We start from the raw sequence: 16,674 nt of genomic DNA on the forward strand, positions 1-16,674 counted from the left end.
CAGAATGTCCACCCGCACCCATGAAAGGAACATGCCGTGCTTGAACGGATCTCCGGCTCCCTGCTGGACCCCGATGCGCTCTATGCGAGCAACATCGAGCTGTTCCACAGCCCTGAACTCCGCGGGCTGAACCTGGTGATGGGCTTTACCGGATTTGCCGACGCCGGCCACGTGGTGAAGCAGATCAACGCCGAACTGCTGGATTCCCTCGATGCGGAGCCGGTGGCCGTCTTTGATGCGGACCAGCTCATTGACTACCGCTCGCGCCGGCCGCACCTCACGTTCGTGGAGGACCACCTCCAGGATTACCAGGAGCCCCGGCTGGCCCTTTACCGGCTGGTGGACGGGCTCGGCAAGCCCTTCCTGCTGCTGGCAGGGTTCGAACCGGACCTGCAGTGGGAGAGGTTCGCGCGCGCCGTGGTGGGCATCGTGGAGAAACTGGACGTGAACCTGGTGACCTGGATCCATTCCATCCCCATGCCCGTTCCCCACACCCGGCCGGTGGGCGTGACGGTACACGGCAACCGGCCCGAGCTGATCGAGGGCATCTCAGTCTGGAAACCGACAGTTGAAGTCCCCGCCGCGGTGGGCCACATCCTGGAACTCCGGCTGGTGGAGGCAGGACGCAACGTGGCCGGCTACGTCATCCACGTTCCGCACTACCTGGCGGAGGCGGAATACCCCACCGCCGCCGTCGCAGGCCTTGAATACCTGGGTGCCGCCACTTCCCTGATGCTGCCCTCGGACAGGCTCCGTGAAGCAGGCCGCGAGGTAAGCCGGCAGATTGCGGAGCAGATCGACGCCTCCGAGGATGTCCAGCAGGTGGTGTCGCGGCTGGAGGCCCGCTACGACGAAAAGGCCGAGGGCACGGTGCGCCGGTCGCTCCTGGCCGACGAGAACGATGAGCTGCCCAACGCCGACGACCTCGGCGCTGCAGTGGAGGCGTACCTGGCCAGGGAGAACCCGGGCCAGTAAGAGACTGGACCGATAAAAGCCTGCGGCGTCCGCCCGGCATAATGAAGTGGTGACTGCACCCCGCGCCTGGATCATCTGGACCATCGGAATCTTCGGGTACCTAGTGGCCGTGGCGCAGCGGACGTCCTTCGGCGTGGTGGGGCTGGAAGCCACCGAGCGCTTCCAGGCCAGCGCGTCAGCCATCTCCTTCTTCACCGTCCTTCAGCTCCTTGTCTACGCAGGTCTCCAGATTCCCGTGGGGCTGCTGGTGGACAGGTTCGGCTCCCGTGCAATGATCGCCGGCGGCGCAGTACTTATGGGCCTGGGCCAGCTCCAGCTCGCCTTCGCCGACAGCATCCCCGGGGGAGTGGCCGGCCGGGTCCTGGTGGGCGCCGGGGACGCCATGACGTTCATCTCCGTGATCCGCCTGATCCCGCTCTGGTTCGCTCCCGCCCGGGTACCCCTGGTAACCCAGCTGACCGGCATGTCCGGCCAGCTCGGCCAGCTGTTCAGCGTCATACCCTTTGCGTTCGTCCTGCATCTCGCCGGCTGGACCCCGGCGTTCCTCATGCTGGCCGGGATGTCAGCCCTCGCTGTCGTCCTTACTCTGGTGCTGCTGCAGGACGTCCCGCCGGGAACCGCGCGCCCGCACGCCCAGCAGGGGCTGCGGGCCACCGGATCGTCGCTTGCCCGCGCCTGGCGCCAGCCGGGGACGCGCCTCGGGCTCTGGAGCCACTTCACCATCCAGTTCAGCGGCACCGTGTTCGCCATGACCTGGGGCTACCCGTTCCTGCTCTCCGGGCAGGGCCTGGACGCCGGAACGGTTGCGGCCCTGATGGCCCTCTACGTCGCCGCAGCGATGGCGGTGGGGCCCTTCATCGGCCGGTTCGTTTCCCGCCACCCGCTGCGGCGTTCCACCATGGTCCTGCTCATCGCCGGCGCAACCGCCGCCGCGTGGGCTGCCGTCCTGCTGACCCCCGGCCGCGCACCTCTGTGGATGCTGGCCGGCCTTGTGGTGGTGCTGGCCGTCGGCGGCCCGGGATCCATGATCGGCTTCGACTTCGCGCGCACCTTCAACCCTGCGCACCGGATCGGTACGGCCACGGGAATCGTCAACGTGGGCGGGTTCATCGCCGCCCTTGTTGCCATCTTCCTGATCGGCTTGGTGCTGGACATCCTGTTTGCCAGCGGCTTCTCCCAGGGCGTCCTCTACGGCCTGGATCCCTTCCGCATCGCCCTGAGCGTCCAATTCCTGCTGCTGGGGTTCGGGGCGGCAGCCATGCTGGTCTGCCGGCGCAAAGTGCGGCGGCAGATGGCCGCCCAGGGCGTGGTTGTTCCGCCGCTGCGCAGCGCGCTGGCCCGCCAGCGGCGCGAAAACCTTGCCCGGCGGCGCGGGTCCGCACTCCCCGACGAATGACACTGGTCCTCCACAGGCCGGTGCAGGCGCCGGTTTCCACATAACAGCGGCCCGCACTGTCAAGCGGGCCTTGGTCCGCGAATGCTGGAGCCATGACACCTCCAGAACGGCTCACAGTCCGCGGCCCGGAAGACATCCTGGGTTTCATTCCCCACTCGCTGGGATACTGGCCGGCGCAGAGCCTCGTGGCCATGACCCTGCAGGGCAAGAGTCTTGGCGCCACCCTGCGGCTGGACCTGCCGGGACGCGAAGTCCTGGCCTCACCGGCACAATTCCTGCTGGCCGTCCGGCGCTACCTGGAGGCGGACAAGGAGGCTGACGGCACATTGCTGGCGTTCTTCACCAGCAATGGCAACGCGTCCTCGCCGTCCCGGTATGACGGTCTGCTGGCCGGCCTGGACTCCATGCTGGAAAGGGCTGGGATGCCGGTCCGGGAAGCCTGGTACGTCGGCGAGGATTTCTGGCGGGAGGCGTGGTGCATGGATGCTTCATGCTGTCCGGTGCCGGGCCGCCCCGTCCAGCAAATCCGTGACAGCATGCTCAACACCGAGATGGTGTACCGCGGAAGCAGCGTTGGCCCGCAGCCGGAGGAGCAGCTGCCGTCCGTGCTTCCGGTTTCAAGCCTCCACCTCGCTGCCGTCCGCGAGGCTGAAGCCGCGTGGTCCGCGCAACTGGACCTTCGCCGGGCAAGCAGGCCGCAGTTCGATGCGGTCCTCGGGCTCTGGTGGGCATTGCTGAGCCGCCCCCAGGGGGAAGCCTGGGTGCCTGAAGCGGACCGCGACGGATTCCTGCGGGCGTCGTTGCTGGTCCCCGCTTACCGGGATGCCCTGCTGATGATGGCGGCAGCAGGCGTCCGGGCTGCCGAAGCCGGCGCCGGACAGGGCGGGCTCTTCCGGGGCGGGTGCCCCCTGGACCCTGTAGCGCCCCAGGAGCACTTGCCGGGCGCCGGAGCATCCGCGGACGGGCTGCAAGGCGGAGCAGTGCAGGAAGAACTGTGGGGGCAGGAAGAACTGTGCGGGCAGGGAATGCCCGGTGCGGGCCTACCCGCCTATGGCGACGTCCTGATGGGCGTTGCCCCGGCCGCCCCGGACTGGGACCGGCTCAACGCCCTGGACCTGGCCCTGGAGCAGCTTGCCGCAGCGGGCGGACGGGCGGCGGCCGCAGCGTTCACGGGCAGGGGCTGGATTGCCTGGTGCCGGGGACGCGGCTCCTATTCGGCGGCTTATCTCCGGCAGGCCCTTGAAGCGGAACCCGGATACCGCCTCGCGGAACTGTTGCTGGAACTTGTCCGGCGCGGAACACTGTGCGGCTGGGCGGCGCGCCGGGAAGCCGCCTGGCAGAAGTTCGGCCCGGATGCGGCGTGACGGCCGCCGGAAGAATACCGGCGGCGGCGGATGGGACAGGACCGGCGGGTCCGCCGCGGGCGGGCGAATGACGGGGAGGCCCGATTCGGGGAAAACATGAGACAATGGAGGCCGAGACCCGGTTGGGTCCGTGTATTGAGCGCACATTGGTGAACCCTCCGGGGAACATAACAGCGGCTCCGGCAGTTGTCTTAACAGACTCTGCAGGCCGTGGTGGCGCTTGGTTTTCACCACGGACTTGACAGGGTCATAGTGGTGTTGCCCGTATGGTGATTCCACAGACCACCGCTAGAAAGGTTTTCTGTGACCCCGTCTTCCACGAAGAAGGACCCCGCCGCCCAGGACGAACTGTCCGCCGAGGAGAAGCAGGCGGCGACCAACGCCAAGCGTGCGGCTACGCGGGCAGCCAACAAGGCGTCGGCCGGTGCGGCAGCAGCGGACGGCAAGCCCGAGCCCAAGAAGCGCGGCCCCAAGCCCGGCGCGAAGGCAGCAGCTGCGAAGTCCGTTGCCGGTGACACTGACGACGCAGAAGAAGTCGAGGAAGACCTCGACGACATCGTCCTCGAAGGACCTGAAGTCATTGAGGAGGACGCCGAGGCCGATCCCGCCAAGGCGGTCGCCGGCTCAGGCAAGGGCTTTGTCTACTCGGACGCTGACGACGACGACGCCCCCGTCCAGCAGGTCATGTCCGCCGGAGCCACGGCCGACCCCGTCAAGGACTACCTGAAGCAAATCGGTAAGGTGGCACTGCTCAACGCCGAGCAGGAAGTGGACCTTGCCCTCCGGATCGAAGCTGGGCTGTTCGCCGAAGAGAAGATCAACGCGGACGACGGTTCCATGGATCCGAAGTACAAGCGCGAGCTTGAATTCATCATCCATGACGGCAAGCGGGCCAAGAACCACCTCCTCGAAGCCAACCTCCGCCTGGTGGTCTCGCTGGCCAAGCGCTACACCGGACGCGGCATGCTGTTCCTGGACCTGATCCAGGAAGGCAACCTGGGCCTCATCCGTGCGGTGGAGAAGTTCGACTACACCAAGGGCTTCAAGTTCTCCACCTACGCCACCTGGTGGATCCGGCAGGCGATCACCCGCGCCATGGCCGACCAGGCCCGGACTATCCGTATCCCGGTCCACATGGTCGAGGTCATCAATAAGCTGGCCCGCGTCCAGCGGCAGATGCTCCAGGACCTGGGCCGCGAACCCACGCCCGAAGAGCTGGCGCTCGAGCTGGACATGACGCCCGAGAAGGTTGTCGAGGTCCAGAAGTACGGCCGTGAGCCCATCTCGCTGCACACGCCGCTTGGCGAGGACGGCGACTCCGAATTCGGGGACCTCATCGAGGATTCCGAGGCCGTCGTGCCTGCGGACGCCGTGAGCTTCACGCTCCTGCAGGAACAGCTGCACTCGGTCCTGGACACCCTGTCCGAACGCGAAGCGGGGGTTGTGGCCATGCGCTTCGGCCTGACCGACGGACAGCCGAAGACTTTAGACGAAATCGGCAAGGTCTACGGAGTAACGCGTGAGCGCATCCGCCAGATCGAATCGAAGACGATGTCCAAGCTCCGCCACCCCTCGCGGTCGCAGGTTCTCCGGGACTACCTCGACTAAGAACCAGAACATCTGGAAAAGCGGCCTGCCGGCTGCCTGCCCTTCGCGGGTGCGGCAGCGGGCAGGCCGCTTTTACGTTCCCGGGAGATGTACGGAGCAGGAACAGGTGCCCCTGGCTGGGTCCAGGCGGCCGTCCTCCAGGGAGTGGGCTTAAACGAATTGGGACCCCACCTTCCGGTGGGGTCCCAACAGCTTGGGGGAAGCTAGTCGATTTCTACGGCTGCCTTCTCGTGAAGCTTGCCCGTCTCATCGTGCCAGTCGGAGCTCAAGGGCTTCAGAGTCGCCTCGACTGCACGGGCGTGGTGGCCGCAGAAGAGCAGCTCACCGCCGGAGGACTCCAATACAACCCGGACATAGGCCTGAGCTCCGCAACGATCGCACCGGTCCAGTGCATTGAGTGTGCGGTCTGCCACTGCTGTTGTCATGTCGGCCTCCTTAGTAGATCAGTACGTCTATATAACCAGCATTCGTAACAAAACCATCGCAAGGATGGGGCAAGTTCGCTGTGCGCGTATCCGCAATGTTGGCTCAAGAACGTCCAAGCAGCGTTAGGGGGCGCCGACGTGGCGCGGTCCACACCCTCCTCAAGGTGTGGCAGCCGGACCGCAGGCGCCGCGCCGACTACCCTAGAGGAAGCGACCCCAGCCCGCTGTCTTACGTCCCTGAAGGAGCTCACCACCAGTGGCACCAAGTTCTGATTACACTGCCCGGCACCTGTCTGTACTGGAGGGCCTGGAGGCCGTCCGCAAGCGCCCGGGCATGTACATCGGTTCCACCGACTCCCGGGGCCTCATGCACTGCCTCTGGGAAATCATCGACAACTCTGTTGACGAGGCGCTGGCCGGATTCGGCCACGACATCAAGATCATCCTGCACTCGGACAACTCCGTGGAGATCCACGACGACGGCCGCGGCATTCCCATCGACAAGGAACCCAAGACGGGCCTGACGGGCGTCGAGGTGGTCTTCACCAAGCTGCACGCCGGCGGCAAGTTCGGCGGCGGCTCCTACACGGCCTCAGGCGGTTTGCACGGCGTGGGCGCGTCCGTGGTCAATGCCTTGTCCTCCCGCCTGGACGTCGAAGTGGACCGGGGCGGGAAAACCTACAAGATGTCCTTCCGCCGCGGCGAACCCGGGCGCTTCAAGGACACCGGCTCCAAAACGGATCCCGCCGCACCCTTCACCCCGTTCGTTGACGACTCGGTCCTCGACGTCGTGGGCAAGGCCAAGCGCGGCGTCACGGGTACCCGGATCCGCTACTGGGCCGACCGGCAGATTTTCACCCCGGATGCGAAGTTCTCCTACGAGGAACTGGCCGCCCGCGCCCGGCAGACCTCCTTCCTGGTTCCCGGCCTCAAGCTGACGGTGCGGGACGAGCGGAGGGTCCCGGGAACTCCCGGCGAGGCGGGAGCCCACGAAGAGGTGTTCCACCACGACGGCGGCATCTCGGAATTCGTCGAGTTCCTCGCCGCCGATCCGGCAGTCACCGATGTGTGGCGGCTGCACGGCTCCGGAAAGTTCAAGGAGACGGTTCCCGTCCTGGACGAGCGCGGGCACAGCCAGCTTGCCGAGGTGGAGCGGGACTGTGAGGTGGACGTCGCGCTGCGCTGGGGGATCGGTTATGACAGCACGGTCCGCAGTTTCGTCAACATCATCTCCACGCCCAAGGGCGGAACCCACCAGTCCGGATTTGAGCAGGCCCTGGTCAAGACCTTCCGCAAAGCGGTGGAAACCAATGCCCGCAAGCTCAAGGCCGGCAACGACAAGATCGAAAAGGACGACATTTTCGCCGGCCTGACCGCTGTCCTGACGGTACGGCTGGCCGAGCCGCAGTTCGAAGGCCAGACCAAGGAAATCCTGGGCACATCGGCCGTCCGCGCCATCGTGGCCAAGGTGGTGGAGCGCGAGATCAGCGCCAAGATCAGCTCCGCGAACCGCAACGACAAGGCCCAGTCCGCCCTGCTGCTTGAAAAAATCGTCAGCGAGATGAAGTCCCGCATCTCGGCCCGCGTGCACAAGGAAACCCAACGGCGCAAGAACGCCCTGGAAACCTCCTCCATGCCCACCAAGCTGGCCGACTGCCGCACGGACGACGTCGGACGTTCCGAACTGTTCATCGTGGAAGGCGACTCGGCGCTCGGAACCGCCAAGCTGGCCAGGTCCTCCGACTTCCAGGCACTGCTGCCCATCCGCGGGAAGATCCTCAATGTTCAGAAGGCGTCCGTGGGGGACATGCTCTCCAACGCCGAGTGCGCCGCCCTGATCCAGGTGGTGGGGGCGGGATCGGGCCGCAGCTTCGACCTCGCGGCCGCCCGCTACGGCAAGGTCATCCTAATGACTGATGCCGACGTCGACGGCGCGCACATCCGCACCCTGCTGCTCACCCTCTTCTTCCGCTACATGCGGCCCATGATCGAGGAGGGCCGCGTCTTCGCCGCAGTCCCGCCGCTGCACCGGGTGGAGGTCATCAACGCGGGCCAGAAGGCCAACGAAATGATCTACACCTACTCCGAGGCGGAACTCCACGTCCTGCTGGGCCGGCTGGCGAAGGAGGGCAAGCGGTACAAAGAGCCCATCCAGCGCTACAAGGGCCTGGGCGAGATGGACGCGGAGCAGCTTGCAGAGACCACCATGGATCCCCGCCACCGGACGCTGCGGAAGGTGGGCATCGAGAACGCCAAGCAGGCGGAGGAGATCTTCGACCTCCTGATGGGCTCGGACGTTTCCCCGCGCAAGGACTTCATCATTGCGGGCGCCTCAAGCCTGGACCGGGAGCGCATCGACGCCTGACGGCCGCAGGCGCCAGGACAGGTGTCGGCGCGGGCGCCGGCATGGGCGTCGGCGCCGCAGGGGGAGGACGACGGCGGTACTCAGCCCAGCAGGCCGGGCACCACGAGCAGGGCGGTGGGCAGCGCCAGAAGGAGCACGGATCCCGCCATAACCATGCTGCGGACCGGCGCCGGCAGTTCGGGCCGGGGCGAGAGCAGCCTGCTGACCCGTGAGGCGGTGGTCCGGGCGGAGTCCGCGCCGGACGTGCCGGCGGCGGCGTCAAGTCCGGAGAGCGCCAGGCTGGAAACCTCCTGCCGGAGCTCGGCGCCGCCGGTGTTCCCGGCCGAGCCGCTGGCCACAATGGCGATGGCCTTGATCAGCGTGGCCTTGCTTTCAGTCTTAAGCGCGACGTCGTCGGCCAGCATCTCGATCAGCGAGTTCACGGATTCCTGGGCGAGGCGGGTGGTTGGCAGCCAGGGCAATGCCTGCCGCCAGGCGGCGAAGGCCCACAGCAGCAGGTGGTGGCGCTGGCTCAGGTGGGCGTTCTCATGAATCAGGACCGCACGGAGTTCTGCCGGCTCAAGGGCCGCCATCAGGCCATCCGAAAGGACAGTCACGGAACGGGCGCCGCCGGGAAGGCAATACGCCACGGGGGAGTTGTGGCTGATGACCAGAGTTCCCGTGCCCTCAGCGGACGGCGAGGCCAGCAGGGACAGCAGTTCGCGGTGCCGCCGCCGCTGGCGCTCAATCTTGTAATAGGTCAGCAGGAGCGTGAACACCAGGTGGGCGGTGAGCAGCGCCGCCGCGGACAGGGCGAAAATATGCCAGAAACCCAGAGCCGTGGTGGGGGCGTTGTACAGCACCATGCCCGCCAGCGCCCGCAGGCCTGCGATCAGGTTGTCCCCGATCGGCTCCAGGCCGTACACCAGCATCGCGCCGATCATGGACAGCCCGCCGGCCAGCGCTATCGCCTGCCACAAAATCATGGCAGTGAACGGTGAGCGGGCGGGCCACTGCGCCCGTGAGAGGAGGACAGGCACCGGCCACGCCAGGACTATCGCAAGGACCGCCAGCAGGTACGAGGCCCAGAACATGGTCCGCTAGAGGTGGCCAAGCAGTTTGCGCAGAGTCTCGGCTTCGCCCTCGGACACGGACCCGATAAAGCGGGCCAACACTGCCTCGCGGTCCGGAGCCGAGCCCAGTACCTCGTGCATCAGCTCGGCGGTGTGGTCCTCGCGGCTCGAAACAGCCTGGTAGCGGTGCGGACGGGTGCCGCGTTCGCGCTCCACCAGGCCCTTCTTCTCCAGCCGGGACAACACGGTGAGCACGGTGGTCACGGCAAGTTCCTTGCCCTCGTGGCCGGCCGCGCCGCCCTGCCCTGCGGAGGTCTGCGCGAGCCTGTCCCGCAGGGTGTTGGCTGTGGCTGCTTCCTGGCCCGCCCAGAGCAGATCCATCACTGCCCGTTCCAGTTCACCAAGACTAGCCATTGCACTTTTCCTTTGTTCCCCGCGCCACCGCCGCCCGTGCGGCGGTGACTGCATGCATTGTTTGAACTACAACCTCCAATTTACCCGGTTTTCCCGCGACTTTCTACGTTGGGTAGAACACGTGGCGCGATGCCGCCCTTGCCTGGCGTGGCGGGGGAGTGGAAGCTGGTTTTTACACCGCTGCCGACGTTGTTCTACACTCGGTAGAAGTTGGAGTTCTACAAAACGTAGAAGATCCGCATCCGCCGACACGAGGGACCGCCTTGGACGCTATGGACGCGCTGGAAATCGCACGCTGGCAATTCGGTATCACCACCGTTTACCACTTCATGATGGTCCCACTGACCATTGGCCTTGGCCTGGTTGTCGCGGTCATCCAGACCGCCTGGCACCGCACGGGCAACCCCGAATACCTGCGGATGACCAAGTTCTGGGGAAAGCTGTTCCTCATCAACTTCATCATGGGCGTGGCCACGGGCATCGTCCAGGAGTTCCAGTTCGGCATGGCCTGGAGCGAATACAGCCGGTTCGTGGGCGACGTCTTCGGTGCGCCCCTTGCCCTGGAAGCGCTGCTGGCGTTCTTCGTCGAATCCACCTTCCTGGGCCTGTGGATCTTCGGCTGGAAGCAGCTCAAGCCCGGCATCCACCTGGCGTGCCTGTGGATCGCAGTAATCGGGTCAGTCTTCTCGGCCTACTTCATCATCGTCGCCAATAGCTGGATGCAGCACCCGGTGGGCGTGGAGATGATCGACGGCCGGCCGGTCATGACCGATGCGTGGGCCGTCTTCACCAACAACACCGCACTTGTCGCAGTTCCGCACACCCTCTTCGGCGCCCTCGCAGTGGCCGGCGGCTTCCTGCTGGGCATCGCCTGGTACCACCTTTGGCGGAGGCGGCGCGACGGCGTCGACACGGTGGGTGCCGACGGCAAGGTGATCCCGGGGGAAGCGGAGGATATTCCCGGCCGCGACCGCGACGACCACAAAGTCTGGCTCCGGTCCCTGCGCATCGGCGCAGTGGTGGCCATGATTTCCTTCGCCGGCACCGCCCTCACCGGGGACCTCCAGGGCAAACTGATGTTCGAACAGCAGCCCATGAAGATGGCCGCAGCGGAAGCCGCCTGCCATGACGGCACCGGCTTCTCCGTCCTGAGCATCGGCAACCTCGGTTCACAGGACTGCGATGACATCGTTGCCCTGATCGAAGTACCGGGCATCCTCTCCTACCTGGCGAAGGGCGACTTCACCACCGAAGTCCAGGGCGTCAACAGCCTCCTGCCCCAGTACAAGGAGGCCTACGGGACCCACCTGCCGGACAACCCCATCTACGGCGAACGCGCCGACCAGGAAATTGATTACCTTCCCGTCATGGAGGTCACCTACTGGGGCTTCCGAATGATGATCGGCTTCGGCGGACTCGCCGCCCTGGCAGCCCTCGTGGCGCTGTGGATCACCCGGAAGGGGACCGTTCCCGAATCCCGGTGGCTCATGCGGCTCGCCGTGTTCGGCATCCTGGCGCCGTTCGGGGCCAACGCGGCCGGCTGGATCTTCACCGAGATGGGCCGCCAGCCGTTCGTGGTGGCCCCCAACCCCGATCCCAGCGGCATCGACCAGGTGTTCATGTTCACCGCCGCCGCCGTTTCACCGGGGGTCACTGCGGGAGAGCTGCTGGCCTCGCTGGTCACCCTGACGGCGGTCTACGCAGTCCTGCTGGTGGTTGAGGTCAAGCTGCTGGTGAAGTACATCCGCGGTGGAGTGGTCTCCGCCATGCCGGAGCTGGTCCATGCGCCGGCCGACGAAAACGAGGACGCCACCCCCGGATCCGGTGGCCCCGGCGGCGGCAAACCCGGCGACGACGTCCTGGCCTTCGCCTACTAAGCCGCGCACGAAAAAGCAGAGGAAACAAAGAAATGGAACTGCTGCCAACCGTCTGGTTCATTGCCATTGCGGTGCTGTGGACCGGGTACCTCTTCCTGGAGGGCTTCGACCTCGGCGTCGGAATGCTCATGAAGCTTTTCGCCCGCAACAACACCGAGCGCCGTGTCCTGCTCAACACCATCGGTCCCGTCTGGGACGGGAACGAGGTCTGGCTCCTGACGGCCGGCGGCGCCACGTTCGCCGCATTCCCGCTCTGGTACGCCTCCCTGTTTTCGGCCCTTTACCTGCCGCTGCTGGTGGTGCTTGTTGCCCTGATTTTCCGGGCGGTTGCCTTCGAGTACCGGGGCAAGGTGGACACCGACCAGTGGCGTGCCCGCTGGGACTGGGCCATTGCGCTGGGATCCTTCTTCGCGGCCTTCGGCGTGGGTGCAGCGCTGGCGCTTACCACCACAGGCCTGCCTTTGAACGCCAATGGCGACCGCGAGGGAGGCCCGCTCGCGTGGTTCAGCGGATACGCCGTGCTCGGCGGCCTCGCCGTCGTGGGCTTTTCGCTGCTCCATGCCCTGGCTTTCCTGGCACTGAAGACCGACGGCGACGTGCGGCACCGGGCACGGGCCTGGTTCGTGCGCCTGCTTCCCTCCCTGCTCCTGCCCATCGCGGCCTGGGCGCTCAGCATCCAGTTCCTGGACGGCAAGCCCTGGACCTGGGCCCTTGTCCTGCTGGCTGTTGCCGCCGCTGCCGCAGCCTGGGTGTGGGGCCGCAGGGGAGCGGAGGGCAAGGCCTTTTCCGCCCTTGGAGCGTTCCTGGCCCTGGGATCGGCGTCGATTTTTGCCGCGGTGTTCCCGGTGGTTCTGCCGTCCACCCTCAACGAGGCCTTTGACCTCACCGTTTCCAACGCCTCCTCCTCGGACTACACCCTGGGGCTCATGAGCGTGGTGGCGGCCTTCGGGCTTCCCCTTGTCATCGCCTACCAGGCCTGGACCTACTGGGTGTTCCGCCGCCGCGTCAGTGCAGCGCACATCCCGGAGGCCCACAGCTTCCTGCCGGCCATCGCCGCCAGGGCTTTCACAACGAAGGGCTGACATGCGGCCAAGTTTCCCTCCCGGCCCGGCCACCCGCTCCGCCATCTACCTGCTGGGACTGCTGGCAGCGCTGAAAGCCCTGTCACTGGTCCTCATGGGCCAGGCCGTCGCCTCGGTGCTGGCCGGACTGGTGGCGGGGGACCCGGACTGGGCAGGCCAGGTTGCCCTGGGGCTGGCCGGAGCGGTCCTGCGGTCCCTGACGGTCTGGGGCCAGGCCGTTGCTGCCCGGCGGGCCGCCCTTGGCATCAAGGAGGAACTGCGGGCCGGGCTGCTAGAACGGGCGCTGCGCAACGGTGCCAGGGGAACCGGCCCTGCCGACGGCGGGCTCGCCGTCCTGGCAACCCGTGGACTGGACGCACTGGACAACTACTACACCCAGTTCCTCCCCGCACTGGTGAACTGCGCGGCCATCCCGCTGCTGCTGGGAGCACGTATCCTCTTCGCGGACTGGGTCAGCGCGGTGGTGATTGTCCTGACGGTACCGCTGGTGCCGCTCTTTATGGTGCTCATCGGCCGGTACACCGAAGACAACGTCCGTGAAGCGCAGGCTGCCCTGGGCAGGCTGTCCGCCCACATGCTGGAGCTGGCAAAAGGCCTGCCGGTCCTGGTGGGGCTCGGACGGGCCACGGCCCAGCGGAAGGCCCTCGAGGAGATTTCCGAGGAATACCGCACCCGCACCATGGGAACCCTGCGCACCGCTTTCCTCTCAGCGCTGGCACTGGAACTGATCGCCACGATCTCCGTCGCCGTTGTGGCGGTATTCATCGGCGTGCGGCTGGTGCACGGGGACATGCCGCTTGAGTCAGGCCTGCTGGCACTTATCCTCGCCCCGGACTGCTATCTCCCGCTGCGTGAACTGGGCACCGCCCACCACGCCAGCGACGACGGGCGGGTGGCCCTCGCGGAAACCACCGCAGTCACCGAAGCCCCCGAACCCCGGCCGCTGGCCGCTGCGAGGGCGGGACGGCCCGGCGCCCCGGTTACCGTCACAAACCTGGCCGTTGACTACAGCGAACGGTCCGGCCCCGCCGTCGGCCCCCTTACCTTCACCGCGCCGCAAGGCAGGATCACTGCCTTGGACGGAGCCAGCGGCGCAGGAAAAAGCACGGTCCTGGGCGTGCTCGCGGGAACCATTGGGGACGGAGCCGGCACCACCGTCACCGGCACCATCCAGGGCCTTGACCGCGATGCGCTGGCCTGGGTGCCGCAGCATCCGGTGATGCTCGCGGAAACCGTCCTGGGCGAGGTGCTGCTGTACCTTACCGGGGATATCGAGGGCTCCCGCGGCCACGCCGGGATGGAAGCCGCAGCCCGCGCATGCCTGGCCCGCGCCGCCGCCGGCCACCTGGCCCACCAGCACCCCGCGGAGCTGAGCCCCGGCGAACTGCGGAGGGTGGCACTCGCCAGGGGGCTTGCCCGTATTGAGGCCGGGGCCACGGTCCTGCTGCTCGATGAACCCACAGCCCACCTGGACGATGCCTCGGCCATGGTGGTTGAGGACGCGATCCGCCACCTTCGCGGACGCGTCACCGTCATCCTGGTGGCGCACAACGGGCGCACCCGCAACCTGGCCGACCACCTGGTGCCCGTGGCTGCCCACGCGGAGGCTGTCCACCCCGAGCCTGTCCGGACAGGGCCTGTCCGGGCAGGGGAACCAGGCTTGCGGGCCATGGTGCACGCTGCCGCCGCAGGGATTGCGCCCGGCGCTGAAGCGTCCCCTGGCGGCGCGGCTGCGGGCCCGAAGCAGGCCGGGCACGGCTTCGGAACTGCCCCGGCCCCCGGAACTGCCCCGGCCCCCGGAACTGCTCCGGCCCCCGGAACGGCTCCGGCCTCCGGTACTGCCCCGGCCTCCGGCACCATTGCCGGTGCCCCCGGCGCGTCCGGAGACCGGCAGCCGGCAGCCAGGCTCCTCGCAGCGCTCCTGGCGCCGGTCCGCGGCAAGTTCACGGCCGCTGCCGCCGTGGGCACCCTGGCGGCCGTCTTCGCCGTCGCGCTGTCCGGACTGTCCGGCTGGCTGATCATCCGTGCCAGCGAGCAGCCGCCCATCCTGTACCTGCTGACGGCCATTGTCGGCGTGCGGTTCTTCGGGATCGGGCGGGCCGTGCTGCGCTACTGCGAGCGGCTCCTGCTCCACGACGCAGTGTTTGCCGCCCTCACCCGCCTTCGGGGACGCCTCTGGGAATCCTTGAGCCGCAGGGCCCTTGCGCTCCGCCGCCTGCTCCAGGGCGGCAACGTCCTGGGGACGGTCATTGACGACGTCGATACAGTCCGCGACCTCCTGCCCCGCGTTGTGCTGCCTCCGGTCACCGCGCTCGCGGTGTCCGCGCTGGCCCTGGCCACCACCTGGCTGCTGGTGCCGGATGCATTCCCGGCCGTGCTCGCCGCCGCGGCAGTGAGCCTGTTCCTGGCTCCTGCGGTGGCGCTGCGGGCCGACCGGAAATCCGCCAGTGCCGAGCAGGTCCTCAGGTCCGGGGTCCTGCACCGGATTTCGGCAGCCCTGGATGCCCGCGCGGAACTGCATGCCAACGGTGTTGCGGCTCCGGTGCTGGCCGGACTGCGCTCCCAGGACCGCAGCGCCACCCGGGCGTCCCAGCGGTCAGCCTGGGCCGACGGCCTGGGGCACGCAGTCACCACAGCCTCCTGCTGCGCGGCGGCGTTCGCAGCCGCCTGGCTGGCTGCTCCCGCCGTGCTCGAAGGCCGGATTGCCCCGGCGACGGCTGCGGTGGTGGTGCTGCTGCTCCTCGCGCTGGTGGAACCCTACGCAGCCATGACGACGGCGGTGCGCCAGTTCCCGGCGCTTCGGACAGTCATGCGCCGCGTGGCGGCCTCCGGCGCCCTGGACGCCGCCGCGGAAGGCGCCCCGGATGACGGCCTGCACAAGGTGCCGGCCCGGCGCAACGGTGCTCCCGGCGTCGAACTTGTTGACCTGGCCGTGGCCTGGCCCGGCGGTGCCCCGGTGTTTTCAGGGCTCAGCGCCGTTGCGGAACCCGGCCGGTGGCTGGCTGTCACCGGGCCATCGGGTTCCGGAAAGTCCACCCTGCTCTCGGTGCTGCTGGGCTTCCTGCCTGCCGCGGAGGGTAGCGCCCGTGTGACCGGCCGGGCCGCATGGTGTCCGCAGGAAGCCCACCTTTTCGACTCGACCATCCGCGGCAACCTGCTGCTGGGCAGGCCCCCCGCGAACGGCCCGGCGGGGGACGGCGAACTGCTGGACGCGCTGGCTTCTGTGGGACTGGCAGGCCTGGTGGAGCGCCTGCCGGCCGGCCTGGACACCAGGATCGGGCCGGGCGGAGCGTTCCTGAGCGGGGGAGAGCGCCAGCGCCTGGCGGTGGCGCGCACGTTGATGACAGGCGCGGAGGTGATCCTGCTGGATGAGCCGACAGCGCACCTGGATGCTGAATCGGCAGAGGCCATGCTGGCCGACCTGCGCGCGGGGCTCGCCGGCCGGACGGTGGTGCTGGTGACCCACAACCCGGCTGACATCCTCCCGGAGGATGCGCGGCTGGTGCTGGCCGGTTCCGGGAACGCCGCGGGCACCGGACGGGCCGAAGCACCGGCGTATGCCGTGGTGGCTGAAGGTGGTCAGCCGTCCACGTCGTGAAGGTGGTGGACAACGTCGTGCAGGAAGTACTGGGCCAGCGTCAGGACGGTGAACTCCGAACCGTTGCTGCGCAGCCCCTTCCGCCCCCACTCTGATTCGCGGACCCCGGCGAAGGATTCAGCCGCCTGCTTTCCCTCAGCCGTCAGCTCCGCGCTGACAACCGCCGGATCCGCGTTGGCGTAGTCCTTGTCGATGGCCGTCTGGTCCTGGTCCCAGTTCTCGAAACGTGCATCATCCGAATCGAGCATGAGGTTCAGGCGCCGGTCAAAAAGGCTGAAGACATCCCGGACATGGCAGGCATACTCCAGCGGAGACCAGGTGTCCTCGTTGGGCCGTTCCGCCACGTCCGGCCTGCGCAGCACGGCACGCCAGCGGGGCAGCATGTTTTCGATGCTGCCCGGAACGGTGGAGGGTGTCACCGTTCCGGCGTCGAACGAGCACTCCGGGCAGGGGCGGGTCAGGACCCAGGTCCAGTCCTTCTCATCAGGCACGATAGGCATGCAAGCAGTCTAGGGCCC

The 16,674-nt window shown here is 67.4% G+C and carries 12 protein-coding genes; 8 read left to right on the forward strand and 4 right to left on the reverse strand.

The annotated features are described in order from the left end of the window. Positions 1-36: 36 nt before the first annotated feature. The 4 genes from ABRP28_RS03675 to ABRP28_RS03690 all read left to right on the forward strand — a co-directional run bounded on the left by ABRP28_RS03675 (position 37) and on the right by ABRP28_RS03690 (position 5,343). Positions 37-975: a PAC2 family protein gene (locus ABRP28_RS03675; RefSeq protein WP_350002226.1), complete on the forward strand. Its 939-nt coding sequence runs from the start codon at positions 37-39 to the stop codon at positions 973-975. A 49-nt stretch (positions 976-1,024) separates the two neighbouring features. Next, positions 1,025-2,371 (forward strand): MFS transporter, encoded by a 1,347-nt coding sequence (locus tag ABRP28_RS03680; protein ID WP_350002227.1) that lies wholly within the window; start codon positions 1,025-1,027, stop codon positions 2,369-2,371. Positions 2,372-2,463: 92 nt separating this feature from the next. Further along, a complete protein-coding gene (locus ABRP28_RS03685; protein WP_350002228.1) occupies positions 2,464-3,735 on the forward strand; it encodes a DUF4192 family protein in 1,272 nt (423 codons plus the stop codon). Between the two features lie 303 nt (positions 3,736-4,038). Beyond that, a complete protein-coding gene (locus ABRP28_RS03690) occupies positions 4,039-5,343 on the forward strand; it encodes an RNA polymerase sigma factor (RefSeq protein WP_350002229.1) in 1,305 nt (434 codons plus the stop codon). A gap of 203 nt (positions 5,344-5,546) precedes the next feature. Here the strand turns inward: ABRP28_RS03690 and ABRP28_RS03695 are convergent, their stop codons facing one another. Beyond that, complete coding sequence (locus tag ABRP28_RS03695) at positions 5,547-5,768, reverse strand: hypothetical protein (protein WP_013600696.1); 222 nt, start codon at positions 5,766-5,768, stop codon at positions 5,547-5,549. A 256-nt stretch (positions 5,769-6,024) separates the two neighbouring features. Here ABRP28_RS03695 and ABRP28_RS03700 point away from each other — a divergent pair, with 256 nt between their 5' ends. Then, positions 6,025-8,133: a DNA topoisomerase IV subunit B gene (locus ABRP28_RS03700; protein WP_350002230.1), complete on the forward strand. Its 2,109-nt coding sequence runs from the start codon at positions 6,025-6,027 to the stop codon at positions 8,131-8,133. An 80-nt stretch (positions 8,134-8,213) separates the two neighbouring features. On the opposite strand, the gene ABRP28_RS03705 is transcribed toward ABRP28_RS03700, so the two are convergent. Further along, a complete protein-coding gene (locus tag ABRP28_RS03705; protein WP_350002231.1) occupies positions 8,214-9,206 on the reverse strand; it encodes a M56 family metallopeptidase in 993 nt (330 codons plus the stop codon). A 6-nt stretch (positions 9,207-9,212) separates the two neighbouring features. Then, positions 9,213-9,599, reverse strand: coding sequence for a BlaI/MecI/CopY family transcriptional regulator (locus tag ABRP28_RS03710; protein ID WP_013600699.1), 387 nt, complete (start codon positions 9,597-9,599; stop codon positions 9,213-9,215). A 272-nt stretch (positions 9,600-9,871) separates the two neighbouring features. Between ABRP28_RS03710 and ABRP28_RS03715 the strand changes: the two genes are divergently transcribed. Genes ABRP28_RS03715 through cydD form a run of 3 tightly spaced genes read left to right on the forward strand, consistent with a single transcriptional unit; the run spans position 9,872 to position 16,156 of the window. Further along, the gene (locus tag ABRP28_RS03715; protein ID WP_350002392.1) at positions 9,872-11,476 is read left to right on the forward strand and encodes a cytochrome ubiquinol oxidase subunit I; all 1,605 of its coding nucleotides are present in this window, start codon (positions 9,872-9,874) and stop codon (positions 11,474-11,476) included. Positions 11,477-11,508: 32 nt separating this feature from the next. Then, the gene (gene cydB, locus ABRP28_RS03720) at positions 11,509-12,558 is read left to right on the forward strand and encodes a cytochrome d ubiquinol oxidase subunit II (RefSeq protein WP_350002232.1); all 1,050 of its coding nucleotides are present in this window, start codon (positions 11,509-11,511) and stop codon (positions 12,556-12,558) included. Between the two features lies 1 nt (position 12,559). Continuing rightward, complete coding sequence (cydD, locus tag ABRP28_RS03725) at positions 12,560-16,156, forward strand: thiol reductant ABC exporter subunit CydD (protein ID WP_350002233.1); 3,597 nt, start codon at positions 12,560-12,562, stop codon at positions 16,154-16,156. Here the strand turns inward: cydD and ABRP28_RS03730 are convergent. Then, complete coding sequence (locus ABRP28_RS03730) at positions 16,138-16,656, reverse strand: DinB family protein (RefSeq protein ID WP_350002234.1); 519 nt, start codon at positions 16,654-16,656, stop codon at positions 16,138-16,140. The genes cydD and ABRP28_RS03730 overlap by 19 nt on opposite strands. Positions 16,657-16,674: the final 18 nt, after the last annotated feature.

Source organism: Pseudarthrobacter sp. WHRI 8279 (genome assembly GCF_040224115.2).
In the GTDB taxonomy this organism is placed as follows: domain Bacteria; phylum Actinomycetota; class Actinomycetes; order Actinomycetales; family Micrococcaceae; genus Arthrobacter.

Bases quoted from the DNA above. Each gene is read 5' to 3' on its own strand.
- ABRP28_RS03685 (WP_350002228.1), top strand. From the start codon at position 2,464: ATGACACCTCCAGAACGGCTCACAGTCCGCGGCCCGGAAGACATCCTG.
- ABRP28_RS03695 (WP_013600696.1), bottom strand. From the start codon at position 5,768: ATGACAACAGCAGTGGCAGACCGCACACTCAATGCACTGGACCGGTGC.
- ABRP28_RS03705 (WP_350002231.1), bottom strand. From the start codon at position 9,206: ATGTTCTGGGCCTCGTACCTGCTGGCGGTCCTTGCGATAGTCCTGGCG.
- ABRP28_RS03710 (WP_013600699.1), bottom strand. From the start codon at position 9,599: ATGGCTAGTCTTGGTGAACTGGAACGGGCAGTGATGGATCTGCTCTGG.
- ABRP28_RS03715 (WP_350002392.1), top strand. From the start codon at position 9,872: ATGGACGCGCTGGAAATCGCACGCTGGCAATTCGGTATCACCACCGTT.
- cydB (WP_350002232.1), top strand. From the start codon at position 11,509: ATGGAACTGCTGCCAACCGTCTGGTTCATTGCCATTGCGGTGCTGTGG.
- cydD (WP_350002233.1), top strand. From the start codon at position 12,560: ATGCGGCCAAGTTTCCCTCCCGGCCCGGCCACCCGCTCCGCCATCTAC.
- ABRP28_RS03730 (WP_350002234.1), bottom strand. From the start codon at position 16,656: ATGCCTATCGTGCCTGATGAGAAGGACTGGACCTGGGTCCTGACCCGC.